11 protein-coding genes are annotated in these 11,432 nt (G+C 69.1%); 6 read left to right on the top strand and 5 right to left on the bottom strand.

The genetic code is table 11. The features are described from left to right. The first annotated feature begins 65 nt into the window (after positions 1–65). Genes ABZX85_RS26700 through ABZX85_RS26680 form a run of 5 tightly spaced genes read left to right on the top strand, consistent with a single transcriptional unit; the run spans position 66 to position 6,953 of the window. Positions 66–668, top strand: coding sequence for a hypothetical protein (locus ABZX85_RS26700; RefSeq protein WP_355873432.1), 603 nt, complete (start codon positions 66–68; stop codon positions 666–668). Then, the gene (locus ABZX85_RS26695) at positions 665–1,378 is read left to right on the top strand and encodes a hypothetical protein (protein ID WP_355873429.1); all 714 of its coding nucleotides are present in this window, start codon (positions 665–667) and stop codon (positions 1,376–1,378) included. Before ABZX85_RS26700 ends, ABZX85_RS26695 begins: the two co-directional genes overlap by 4 nt. After that, complete coding sequence (locus tag ABZX85_RS26690; protein ID WP_355873427.1) at positions 1,378–6,057, top strand: putative T7SS-secreted protein; 4,680 nt, start codon at positions 1,378–1,380, stop codon at positions 6,055–6,057. Before ABZX85_RS26695 ends, ABZX85_RS26690 begins: the two co-directional genes overlap by 1 nt. Beyond that, positions 6,047–6,556, top strand: coding sequence for an Imm50 family immunity protein (locus tag ABZX85_RS26685; protein WP_355873424.1), 510 nt, complete (start codon positions 6,047–6,049; stop codon positions 6,554–6,556). The genes ABZX85_RS26690 and ABZX85_RS26685 overlap by 11 nt, the downstream gene beginning before the upstream one ends. After that, positions 6,543–6,953, top strand: coding sequence for an Imm50 family immunity protein (locus tag ABZX85_RS26680; protein WP_355873421.1), 411 nt, complete (start codon positions 6,543–6,545; stop codon positions 6,951–6,953). Before ABZX85_RS26685 ends, ABZX85_RS26680 begins: the two co-directional genes overlap by 14 nt. Before the next feature lie 61 nt (positions 6,954–7,014). On the opposite strand, the gene ABZX85_RS26675 is transcribed toward ABZX85_RS26680, so the two are convergent. Next, a complete protein-coding gene (locus ABZX85_RS26675) occupies positions 7,015–7,254 on the bottom strand; it encodes a DUF397 domain-containing protein (RefSeq protein ID WP_355873418.1) in 240 nt (79 codons plus the stop codon). Next, entirely contained in the window at positions 7,251–8,069 is an 819-nt protein-coding gene (locus ABZX85_RS26670) for a helix-turn-helix transcriptional regulator (RefSeq protein ID WP_355873415.1), read from the bottom strand. The genes ABZX85_RS26675 and ABZX85_RS26670 overlap by 4 nt, the downstream gene beginning before the upstream one ends. Positions 8,070–8,212: 143 nt before the next feature. Between ABZX85_RS26670 and ABZX85_RS26665 the strand changes: the two genes are divergently transcribed. Continuing rightward, the gene (locus ABZX85_RS26665; protein ID WP_355873412.1) at positions 8,213–8,647 is read left to right on the top strand and encodes an ATP-binding protein; all 435 of its coding nucleotides are present in this window, start codon (positions 8,213–8,215) and stop codon (positions 8,645–8,647) included. Here ABZX85_RS26665 and ABZX85_RS26660 read toward each other — a convergent pair. From ABZX85_RS26660 to ABZX85_RS26650, 3 genes are all read right to left on the bottom strand, one after another. Further along, positions 8,613–9,209 carry a hypothetical protein gene (locus ABZX85_RS26660; RefSeq protein ID WP_355873409.1) on the bottom strand — a complete coding sequence of 199 codons (597 nt, stop codon included), beginning with the start codon at positions 9,207–9,209 and terminating at the stop codon, positions 8,613–8,615. The genes ABZX85_RS26665 and ABZX85_RS26660 overlap by 35 nt on opposite strands. Before the next feature lie 8 nt (positions 9,210–9,217). Continuing rightward, a complete protein-coding gene (locus tag ABZX85_RS26655; RefSeq protein ID WP_355873407.1) occupies positions 9,218–10,072 on the bottom strand; it encodes a hypothetical protein in 855 nt (284 codons plus the stop codon). Positions 10,073–10,257: 185 nt separating this feature from the next. Continuing rightward, positions 10,258–11,409: a uroporphyrinogen-III synthase gene (locus ABZX85_RS26650; RefSeq protein ID WP_355873404.1), complete on the bottom strand. Its 1,152-nt coding sequence runs from the start codon at positions 11,407–11,409 to the stop codon at positions 10,258–10,260. Positions 11,410–11,432: the final 23 nt, after the last annotated feature.

The following is an 11,432-nucleotide window of genomic DNA, read 5'->3' as shown; positions in this document are numbered from 1 at the left end:
CCCCGCCCGGTCTCACCCACAACCTGCGTTGCGGTTCGCGATACGCAGGTGTGATGATTCCGGGCATGGCTGAGAACGGGGGCGAGGAGACAGCGGGGCCGGTGCGCCCGTCCCGCCTGCGCGACTATCTGGACCCGCCTCCGGGCAACCCGCAGTCGTCGCAGGGGGGCTTGGGGCCGGTGTCCGGCACGGAGTTCGGGAAGACCGCCGACGCGGCGGCCGAACTCCCGCCCCCGCCACCTTCTGCGCCACCACAGAACGCATCCGAGCCCGCCGAAGCCGCCCGCCGCCGTGAATTCGCCGCCCTGCTCGGCGGGTTCCGCCGCACCCCCGTCCTCCTGCCGCTTGCCGAGGGCGGCGCACCTCTGGTCGCCGACTTCGGCGGAATCCGCTGGATCTACGCCTTCTCGAACGAGGAGGCGCTCAGCAGGTTCGCGATCGCGAGGGGGGAGATCCAGCGCGAATGGCCGTACCGGCGCGTGCTCGGCGCCCGGCTGCTGGACGTCGGGACGGTGGTCGCCGGGGTGCCGTGCGGTGTCGCGCTGGACGTCGGCAGCGACGGCGAGGGCGTGCTGTTCCCGCCTGTGAGGGGGATCGTGCCGGACGGGGCGGCCGTGGATTCCGGGACGGCCGCGGACATGGGGACGGACGGGGAGGGACGACGGTGAACATCGATCCGGTGCAGCGGAAGCCGGCCGGCGGCGCGGGTGACGACCTGAACACCGCGGGGATGGCCGAGGTCGCGAAGGGCATCACCCTGACCCTGGACGAACTCCGGGAGATCGGCATCGACAGCCTCGCGGGAGCGGGGCGCGGTTTCTCCGAACTCTCCCTCTCCGGGCTGGAGTTGGGCAACGAAGAGCTGCGCTCGCAGTTTTCCACGTTCTGTGAGCGCTGGGACTGGGGGGTGCGCGCCCTGGTGGTGCAGGCGAACGCCTTCGCCCAATCCGTGGGCCTCGCCGCGGGGCTGCTGTACGAGACGGACCAATACGTGAGCGGCTCGGTGAAGGTCCTCGCCAACTCCGTTCTGGGCGGCAGCCCTTACGCCTCAGAGGAGGAGGTGGAGGCCAAGAGCTGGAACGACATCGCGCTCGGCCAGTACGACGCCGTCACCAACCCCGACTACAGCGCGGAGTCCTTCCAGAAGGCGGCCGAGGCCGCGAAGCAGGGCTGGAAGGACGCGGGCCGGGACGTGATGACGTCCGAGACGCTGGGCCCGATGGGGGTGCTGGGCCCGACCCCCGAGAGCCTGCGGCGTGCGGCCGGGGTGAGTGACGCCGAGTACGAACAGATGCTGGACCACACCTTCGGCCCCTCGCCCGAGGAGCGCGCCCAGCAGGCCCAGCAACAGGCCCAGCAGGAAGGGCAGTCGCGCTGATGGGCTTCGACGACCTGGTCAACTCCGGCCTCGGCAAGCTGGAGGACGGCTGGAACGCGGGCAAGAAGATGCTCGGCGAGGGTATCGACAAGGGCAGCGAACTCGTCGGCGACGGCCTGGAGAAGATCGGCGCGGGCGGCCTCGCCGACAAGGTCGAGGACCTCGGAGACCAGCTCGCGTCAGACCTGGGAGCTACGCCGGGCGAACAGGAACTCGGCTCGACCGACCAGGCGAACGAGCTGATCCACGGCAACCCCAAGGCGATCACCGCCGCGGCGAAGCACCTGGGCGACTTCCAGAAGGCGTTCGACACCGTCGCCTCGGGGCTGAAGAAGGTGGACTCCGCCTCCTGGAAGGGCGCGGCGGCCGACACCTTCCGGGAGAAGTTCATCCGCCACCCCGAGCAGTGGCTCAACGCTGCCGCCGCCTGCGAGCAGGCCGCCGTGGCTCTGGAGAGTTACGCCGGAACGGTGACCTGGGCGCAGGGGCAGGCCCAGGAGGCCATCGACCTCTACACGCAGGGCAAGAAGGCGTCCGAGCAGGCCAGGACCTCGTACAACAAGAAAGTCGACGCGTACAACGCGAAGATCGCCGCCGACCAGGACCCCGGTCCGCGTCCCGAACCCTTCACCGACCCCGGTATATCCCTGATCACCCGCGCTCGCGCGGTCCTCGCCGAAGCCCGGCGCCAGCGCAACTCCGCAGGGGCGACGGCCGCCGGCAGCGTACGCGCGGCCCTGGCCCACGCTCCCCAGGAACCCCCGCCCCTGGACCGCCTCAAGTCCGACCTCTCCGACGGCCTGACCGCCGCCAACACCGAGATCCTGCACGTGGCGGGCGGGGTGGTGAAAGGCACCGGCGGCCTGGTCAACTTCGCCCGCGGCCTCAACCCCATAGACCCCTACAACCTCACCCACCCCGCCGAGTACCTCCAGAACGCCAGCCTCACCCTCTCCGGCCTCGTCTCCGCGAGCGCCCACCCCGGCCGCACCCTCGACGCCATGTGGGACGGCTTCAAGAAGGACCCCTCCGAAGGAATCGGCCGCCTCCTCCCCGACGCCTTCGGCTCCAAGGGGCTGGGGGAGCTGAAGGGGGTACTACGGGTAGCACGGGAAGGGGCGGAGGGCGCCGCCGAGCGGGCGGCGGTGCGTGGCGGGGTGAAGGAGGCGGGGGAGGCTTCCGCGCGGGACACCGTCTCGGACGGCCCCAGCAAGGTGTCCCGTACGGACGACAGCGTCGAGAGCACCGGCTCGGACCCCATCGACTTCGCCAGCGGGAAGATGTACCTGCCGCAGACGGACGTCACGCTTCCCGGCCCCCTACCCGTAGTACTCCAGAGGCGCGTGGAGTCCGGATACCGTCTCGGCCGCTGGTTCGGCCCCTCCTGGTCCTCCACGTTCGACCAGCGCCTGGAGATCGACGCCGAGGGCGTCGTCCTCGTCACCGAGGACGGTCTGCTCCTCGCCTACCCGCACCCCGCGCCCGGTGTCCCCACCCTCCCGAGCCACGGTCCCCGCCGGCTGCTGGACCGCGAGGACGACGGCTACACCGTCACCGACCCGCTCACCGGCCGTGTCCACCACTTCGGCGACCGGGGCACCGGCCTGGCCGTCCTGGAACAGATCGACGACCGCAACGGCAACTGGATCACTCTGGAGTACGACGCCGAAGGCATTCCCCAGGGCATCGTCTCCAGCTCCGGCCACGACATCCGGGTCACCACCACCGACGGTCGTATCACGGCCCTCCTCCTGGCTCCCACGTACGAGGTACTCAAGAGCTACGGCTACACGGACGGCAACCTCACCGAGGTCGTCAACTCCTCAGGGCTACCCCTACGCTTCACGTACGACGAGGCGGGCCGGGTCACCTCCTGGACCGACACCAACGACCGTAGCTACGCGTACGAGTACGACGACCAGGACCGCTGTGTCGCCGAGACCGGCGCGGCCGGTCACATGGCCCTGCGTGTCACGTACGACGACACCGACCCCGAGACCGGTCTCAGGGTCACCACCACGACCACCGGCGAGGGCCACACTCGCCGCTTCCTGATCAACGACGACCTCCAAGTCGTCGCGGACATCGACCCGTTGGGCGCCGTCACCCGCTACCGGCGCGACCGCTACAACCGGCTGCTCTCCCACACGGACCCCCTGGACCACACCACGTCGTTCACCTACGACGAGCGGGGCAACCTCACCTCGATCGTCCGCCCCGACGGCCGGGAGACGAAGGCGGAGTACGACGACCTCGGCCTGCTGGTGAAGTTCACCGCCCCCGACGGCACGACGACCCGCCAGACGTACGACACGAGGGGCAACCGCACCTCGGTCACACCCCCCGCCGGCCGCACCACCCACTTCACCCACGACGAGGCCGGCCACCTCACCACCATCACCGACCCCGACGGCAACACGACGACGATCGTCGCCGACCGCGCGGGCCTGCCCCTCCGCGTCACCGACCCCCTGGGGGCGACTACCCGCTACCTTCGCGACGCCCACGGCCGCCCCACGACGATCACCGACCCGACAGGCGCGCCGACCCACCTGGAGTGGACGACCGAGGGCCACCTCACCCGCCGCACGGCAGCGGACGGCACCACAGAGTCGTGGACGTACGACGGCGAGGGCAACTGCACCACCCACACGGACCAGTTGGGCGGCGTCTCCCGCTTCGAGCACACCCACTTCGACCTCCTCACCGCCCGCACCGGCCCCGACGGCGTCCGCTACGAGTTCGACCACGACTCCGAACTCCGCCTCACCAAGGTCACCAACCCCCAGGGCCTGACCTGGACTTACACCTACGACGCCGCGGGCAACCTCACCACGGAGACGGACTTCGACGACCGTGTCCTGACGTACGCCTACGACCTCGCGGGCCGCCTGGTCTCCCGTACGAACACCCTCGGTGAGACCACCACCTTCGAGCGCGACCACCTGAACCGGCCGACCCGCAAGGACTCGGCAGGCCAAGTCACCACGTACGCCTACGACTTGACGGACAGCCTCGCCCTGGCGACCGGCCCCGACGGCACCATCCTCAGCATCCTGCGCGACCGTTTCGGCCGAGTCCGCTCGGAGACGGTCGGCGACCGCACGGTCACCTACACCTACGACGACCTGGGACGCCGCACCGGCCGCACCACCCCGACCGGCGCCGTCACCACCTGGTCCTACGACGCGGCAGGTCGCCGAACCGACATGCGCGCGTCCGGCCGGGACATCGACTTCACGTACGACGAGGCCGGCCGTGAACTCGCCCGCCACATCGGCGAGTCGGTCACCCTCTCCCACACCTTCGACCAACTCGGCCGCCTGACAGCCCAGTCGGTGACCGACCGGGCGGGCCGTTCGGTCCAGCACCGCGCGTACACGTACCGAGCCGACGGCAACCTCACAGGCATCGACGACCAGTTGATCGGCCTCCGCCGCTTCGACCTCGACGCGACCGGCCGCGTCACGGCGGTCCACGCCGCCGACTGGACGGAGACGTACGCCTACGACGCGGCGGGCAACCAGACCCAGGCGGACTGGCCGGCCACCCACCCCGGCCACGAGGCGACCGGCCCCCGCGCCTACACGGGCACCCGTATCACCCGTGCGGGCCAGGTCCGTTACGAACACGATGCCTTGGGCCGCGTCACCCTCCGCCAGAAAACCCGCCTCTCCCGCAAGCCGGACACCTGGCGCTACGCATGGGACCCGGAAGACCGCTTGACCTCGGTCACCACCCCAGACGGCACCCGCTGGCGCTACACCTACGACCCCCTCGGCCGCCGTACCTCAAAACTCCGCCTCGCGGACGACGGCGAAACGGTCGTGGAACGCGTCGACTTCACCTGGGACGGCACCACCCTCTGCGAACAGACCACAACATCCCCCGACCTACCGAACCCGGTCACGGTCACCTGGGACCACCGGGGTCTCTATCCGATCTCCCAGACGGAGCGCATCACAGCAGCGGAAGCCCCACAGAACGAGATCGACTCCCGTTTCTTCGCGATCGTCACGGACCTCGTAGGCACGCCGACCGAACTGGTGGACGAACAAGGGGAGATCGCCTGGCGTACTCGATCCACTTTGTGGGGTTCTACAGCCTGGACCAGCAACAGTACGACCTACACACCGCTACGTTTTCCCGGGCAGTATTACGACTCCGAGACCGGTCTTCACTACAACTTTTTTCGGCACTACGACCCTGAGGCCGCCCGGTATCTTACATCTGATCCACTTGGGCTGGCGCCGGCATACAATCCATCTACCTATGTCCATAACCCTCATAACTGGTGCGACTCGCTCGGATTGGCGCCTGAATATCCGCGCAAGGTTGGGAAGAGCCTTGCAGATGCGAAAGCGGAGGCGTTGCGCGATGCGGGCATTCCGGAGGGTGCTGAGCCGCTGGAGGTGAATAACTACGTTCCAGCCACGTTGCCTGAATGGCAGGGCGGTAAGCAGTTGCTGGATAAGAATCATCAGCCCATTTATTACACCGAAGAGGTGTACGAGCATCCTAACGGACGCGACCTGATCGTTTTCCAGGACCATCATTTTGGTCATCAGGAACCTGGTACACCGGGACATCAGCCGTCGCATGTGCATGTGCGACCTTATGAAGACACCCGAAATGGACAGGTGCCTGGAGCACAGGAGCATTACTACTATGACCGTTGATGAATTTGTCGCGAACTCAGATGTGCTGGGCCCGCTCTACGGGGACGTGTTGCCGTTGGCCGGGGATCTCAGGTTGCGTTCTGTCAATCTGAACTGGATCGGGCCTACGGTGACCTTGCGGGTGGATCTCGCTTCTTTTCCTGAATTCGCGCCGCAGGAATGGAGAGAGGCCGGATTGGACACGGTGCAGTGTCAGTTGCGGTTTCTGGATGTCGGGCGGCTGGACATGGAGGGGTGGCGTCCTCCGGTTGTCGCCCGGGTGGGCGTGGTTTCGCGGCTGGAGCGTCGGCGGATTCGGGTGGAGGTTCGACCTGTGGGGCGGGAGGTGGGGATTTCCTTTGAGTGTTCGGACTCGGTCACCGTTGGGCGGGTGGGTGCGTTCAAGATTCAGGGGGATGGGATGGACGGGGGTCCGCGGGTTCATTTGAAGCGGCTGGAGAATCGGCTGTACCAGTCGCTTCCGGGGACTTGTGAGAGGACGTACTATGAGCGCTTCTGACTGGGGTGAGATTCTTGCGTCGCCCGATTCCCTTGGTCGGTACTACGGGGATTCCGTACCGGCTGCCGGGGATTGCCGACTTTTCTATGTTCATGTCGATGAACGAGGGGAGTCGGTGACGGTGGGATTTCAGACGGAGGTCATGCCGGCGTATCCGGCGGACGCCTGGCTCGGCGTGGAGTACAACACGTTGGAGTTCTTCCTCTTCTTCCCAGGCGTCGAAGAGTTCTCGGTCGACGGGTGGGGTTCCGTCGAGGCCGCTCGGTTCGAGGTGGGGGTTCGGCCGGGCGGGGTGGTTTCCGTCGCCTTGGGGAGTGAGGGGGCCGGGATCAGGTTCCGGGCCGGGTCGGTGGCTCTGCGGAAGGCCCGGGTGTATCTCGCCGCTGGGGGAGCGTGAAGCGCGAGTCGGTGATCGAGAGGGGGCGGCCGGCTGGGGGTTCAGGGGCCGCCCCTTCCGGTCAGGTGGTGTAGGTGAGGAAGGCGGCCCAGGTGTCGGCGGCGACCGTGAAGTGGGCGCTGTCCGGGCCGAGTTTGGAGTCGCGGATGTGGAGGGTGTGGGGGCAGGGGGCGATTTCGAGGCATTCGCCGCCCTGTGAGTCGCTGTAGCTCGACTTGCGCCAGGTGAGGGCTACTTCGAGGCAGGCACCGCCGTCCGAGTCGCTGTAGCTCGACTTGAACCAGGTCAGCCGCTCGTTCATAGCTCCTCCGCCAGCTTTCTGATGAACTCCGCCGACTCCTCCACGCTCAGAGCCTGCATGCGGATCATGCCATGCATCTGTGTGAGGTTGCTCAGGATGTCCCCATGTTCGTGCAGTACGCCCGTCTTCGGAGCCTCGACGTAGGCGTAGTGCTCATGTTCTTTGGACTCCAGCAGGATGAACGAGCCGTGAAGCGCCAGTCCGTTGCACCTGCCGAACGGCAGTACCTGGATGGACACGTTGCGCAACTCGCCGACTTCCAAAAGGTTCAGCAGCTGACGACGCATAACGTCCCGCCCACCTACGACAGTTCGTAGCGCGGCCTCGTGGATCACGAAGCCGTACACCGTGCCCTTGCGCCGCTTCAGGGCCTCCTGCCTCTTCAACCGTCCCTGTACGCGTTCCTCCACCGTTTCGTCGTCCAGCGGCGGACAGGTCTCGCTGATCAATGCCCTGGCGTACTCCTCCGTCTGCAACAGGCCCGGAATCAGCCCGAGCGCGTAGTCGTGTACAGCGATCGCCTCGGCCTCCAGGTCCATGTACTCCTGCGACCGAGCCGGATACGGCTCCGGCTTCAAGAACTCGTACGCCGCGACCAACTTCCCCTTCGCCCCGCACAGTTGATCCGCCGTCTGCAACAACCGTAGGGTCGGCTTGCGGCGGCCGTTCTCCATCGCCTTGACGTAGTCGTAGGAGTACTCGGTGGCGTCCGCGAGCTTCTGGCGGCTGAGTTGGGACTCCTCGCGCCACAGCTTGATCTGGTCGCCGCAGTACCGCCAGTTGGGTTGCGTCTTCTGGGGTTCCTCCGAACTCACTGTCGAACCCGCCCTCTCGCCCTGTGTACGGGGTGGCTACAGCACTTCGGTGTAGCCGCGCTGTGACTTCCGAGAGTAAGTGGAGGTGAGCAGTCTGTGTTGGGCGAACGTCGGAGAATCACACGCAAAGGAACCGCTCGCCCATGTTCCCTTCACCAACCCACCACATGCGCTGGTGCTTCGCCCGGCACCGCCGTGCCGCGAGTCAGGCCCGTTTCTTCTTCCGTGAGCAGGCCACCGCGTGGAAGCTGCCGGACGACGTCGTCGACAACGCGGTGCTGCTGCTGAGCGAGTTGATGACGAACGCCTATCGGCACGCCAAGGTCCCCGGGCGGGAGGTCCACGCGCACGCCGTCCTGCACGACGACGTTCTCCGCGTCGCCGTGGAGGACGCGGACAACACGCTGCCCACGCCCCGGGACGCGGGCCCGCTCGACGAGAGCGGGCGCGGACTCGCGCTCGTCGCGGCGATCGCGGACAAGTGGGGTGCCGAGCCCCGGCCTTACGGGATCGGGAAGGCCGTGTGGTTCGAGATGCGGATGCCTACCGGTCCAGCGTGTCCTCCAGAGCGCGAGTGAGGGTCCGGTAGCCCTCGCGGCCCCAGTCGGGGGCGGACGAGTCGGGGCGCAGGATCGCCGGGAGGAAGCCGGCGCGCCAGGTACGGAAGACGCCGGACGGTGTGACGCGGTGGGCCAGACCCGTGAGGCGGACGGCGATCTCCAGGGCCTCGGGGATGGGGCCGGGGTCCGTGGGGCGGGGCGTCCTGGTCAGCGCGGACTCCAGCAAGCCGTCCAGGAACAGGGCGAGTTGGAGGTCCGCGCCCACCTCGCACAGGCGCCGCACCGACTCCGCGTCCTCCTCCAGGCCGCCGTTCCATCCGGCGGACAGCAGCAGGGACGGCACGGTCACCTCGTGGTCCCGGCGCCAGCACAGCTCCTCGCCGATCCCCATGACGGCATCGCCGAAGTCGCCCGTCTCACGGACCAGTTGCATCAGCCTGTCCGTGGTGGCGGAGTGCGTCCGCGCGAACTCCCCCACCGACGCCGACCGGAGATCCCCGCCCGCCGCCGTCACGGCACCGATCTCCACGATCCCGCCCAACGCCCCGAACACCGAACGGGCAGCCGTCTCTTCGCTCACCCCGTCATTCAACTCCAGGACGGGGACGAGCCGTTCGGGAGGTCGTACGGCACGGGCAGCCCCGTCGACGCCTCCAGGAGGACCCGGGTGCCCAGCGGTGCCGTCAGCCGTACCGTCACCGGGTCCAGCTTCAAGTCCGCCGTGCACGGGCCGGGTTCGGGGTCCGGGACGTGCGCCGACAGCACGACGCTGCCCGGCGTCTCCAGGGCATCCACGAAGGCTCCGGCGGCGCAAGTGCCGTGCGGGACGATGACGTTCAGCGTGGCGCCCCGTACCGCTGCCACCCGGCTCACCGACCACTGTTCGACGCGGCTGCCCGCTATGGGGCTCTCGGGGAGTTCGGAGGGGAGTGCGGCGGCTCGGGTCACGGGAGTGTCGTACCCGGCGACCGTGAAGAGCCACGCCGGGACCGTTGCCGGGCCCCGGGTCGTCGGCAGGGTCGTCTCGCCCAACTTCACCGAGGTGACTGCGAGTTGGGGGCCGTATCCGGCGTAGCGGTTCAGGACGTCGTACGCCGTGGACGCGGGCTGGAGCGGGCGGGTGACGGATGTGCCGTCGGGCCACTTGATCCGGCCTGGAGTGGCCGGGGGGTCGGGGAGGTTCGTCCGCAGGGTCAGGCTCGCGTTCTCCGCCCCCGCCGGATACCGGGTCCACTCACCCAGCGGGTGGTACCCCGCCCGCCAACTCGCCGCCGCCCGCGAGCCGTTCCAGGCGGCGGCCACCTGCCGGGCCCGTTCACCGGAAGGCGGCGCACTCTCCGTCCCCCCGCGCTCGGGACCCCCCGAGTTCGCCGTGAGGCCGCTCCCGCAGCCCCCCACGGACATCGTCACGGCTACGACGGTCGACACGAGCAGACGGCGCATGGGTCCTCCTGTGGCTCAGCCTCACGCGACTGAGACGCCGGACACCCCGCAGACGTTCGTCACCGCCCCGCCCCGCCCCGCCCCGCCCCGCCCCGCCCCGCCCCGCCCCGCCTGGCTGCGCCCTGCCCCGTCCAGGCCCGTCCAGGCCCGCCCAACCGTCCTGCCCCCCCGTAACCGCCACCCCCTCACGCGTCCGCGTACTTCGCATCCGCCGCCGGGTCCAACGCCAGCCGGTACCCCCGCTTCACCACCGTCTGGATCAGCTTCGGCGCCCCAAGTGCCGTACGCAGCCGGGCCATCGCCGTCTCCACGGCGTGCTCGTCCCGCCCCGCCCCCGGCAGCGCCCGCAGCAGTTCGGAGCGGGCCACCACCCACCCGGGGCGGCGGGACAGTGCCCGCAGCAGGGACATCCCGGCCGGCGGCACCGGTTTCAACTCCCCGTCCACCAGCACCGCGTGCCCCCGGATCTCGACCTGGTGCCCGGCGACGGGCAACGCCCGTGCGCGGGACGGGAGTTCCTGGCAGAGGAGCTGGACGAGCGGCCCGAGCCGGAAGCGTTCGGGCTGGACCGTGTCAACTCCCAGCGCCTGCAAGGGAAGTGCCGTCACCGGACCCACGCAGGCCGGGAGGACGTCGTGCCGGAACGCCGTCAACAGCTCGGTCAGCAGCCCGCGTTCCTCCGCGCGGGACAGCAGCGAGGCGGCGGCGGGCGCGCTGGTGAACGTCACCGCGTCGAGCCCTCGGGAGACCGCCGCGTCCAGCAGCCGGTCCAGCGGCGCCAGGTCCTCCGGGGGCATCCAGCGGTACACCGGCACCCCCACCACCTCCGCGCCCGCCTCCCGCAGCGCCTCCACGAACCCCGGGAGCGGTTCGCCGTGCAGCTGGACGGCGATCCGCAGACCCTCCACCCCCTGCTCCAGCAGCCGGTCCAGGACCTCCGCCATCGACTCGCTCGACGGCGACCACTCCTCCGTCAGCCCCGCCGCGCGGATCGCGCCCTTCACCTTCGGCCCGCGCGCCAGCACCTCCACCGAGGCGAGCCGGGCGAGCAGCGGTTCGCCGAGGCCCCAGCCGTCCGCCGCCTCGATCCAGCCGCGGAACCCGATCGCCGTCGTCGCGACGACGATGTCCGGCGCCTGGTCGATGAGGTCCTTCGTCGCGGCCAGCAGCTCGCTGTCGTCCGCCAGCGGCACGATCCGCAGCGCGGGCGCGTGGACGACCGCCGCGCCCCGGCGCTGGAGCAGGGCACCCAGCTCCTCGGCGCGGCGGGCGGCGGTCACGCCGACGGTGAATCCGGCGAGGGGACCGTGTTCCGGTCGCTGCTGTTCGTCGTACATAGTCACTCTCGTCCCGGCTTGCT

It is taken from the genome of Streptomyces sp. NPDC004539, from assembly GCF_040610055.1.
GTDB lineage: Bacteria > Actinomycetota > Actinomycetes > Streptomycetales > Streptomycetaceae > Streptomyces.
This window is presented reverse-complemented; position numbering and strand designations above follow the sequence as displayed.

What these genes read in the sequence shown, in the direction of transcription:
- ABZX85_RS26700 (WP_355873432.1), top strand. Translation starts at nt 66, where the DNA reads ATGGCTGAGAACGGGGGCGAGGAGACAGCGGGGCCGGTGCGCCCGTCC.
- ABZX85_RS26690 (WP_355873427.1), top strand. Translation starts at nt 1,378, where the DNA reads ATGGGCTTCGACGACCTGGTCAACTCCGGCCTCGGCAAGCTGGAGGAC.
- ABZX85_RS26685 (WP_355873424.1), top strand. Translation starts at nt 6,047, where the DNA reads ATGACCGTTGATGAATTTGTCGCGAACTCAGATGTGCTGGGCCCGCTC.
- ABZX85_RS26680 (WP_355873421.1), top strand. Translation starts at nt 6,543, where the DNA reads ATGAGCGCTTCTGACTGGGGTGAGATTCTTGCGTCGCCCGATTCCCTT.
- ABZX85_RS26675 (WP_355873418.1), bottom strand. Translation starts at nt 7,254, where the DNA reads ATGAACGAGCGGCTGACCTGGTTCAAGTCGAGCTACAGCGACTCGGAC.
- ABZX85_RS26665 (WP_355873412.1), top strand. Translation starts at nt 8,213, where the DNA reads ATGTTCCCTTCACCAACCCACCACATGCGCTGGTGCTTCGCCCGGCAC.
- ABZX85_RS26655 (WP_355873407.1), bottom strand. Translation starts at nt 10,072, where the DNA reads ATGCGCCGTCTGCTCGTGTCGACCGTCGTAGCCGTGACGATGTCCGTG.
- ABZX85_RS26650 (WP_355873404.1), bottom strand. Translation starts at nt 11,409, where the DNA reads ATGTACGACGAACAGCAGCGACCGGAACACGGTCCCCTCGCCGGATTC.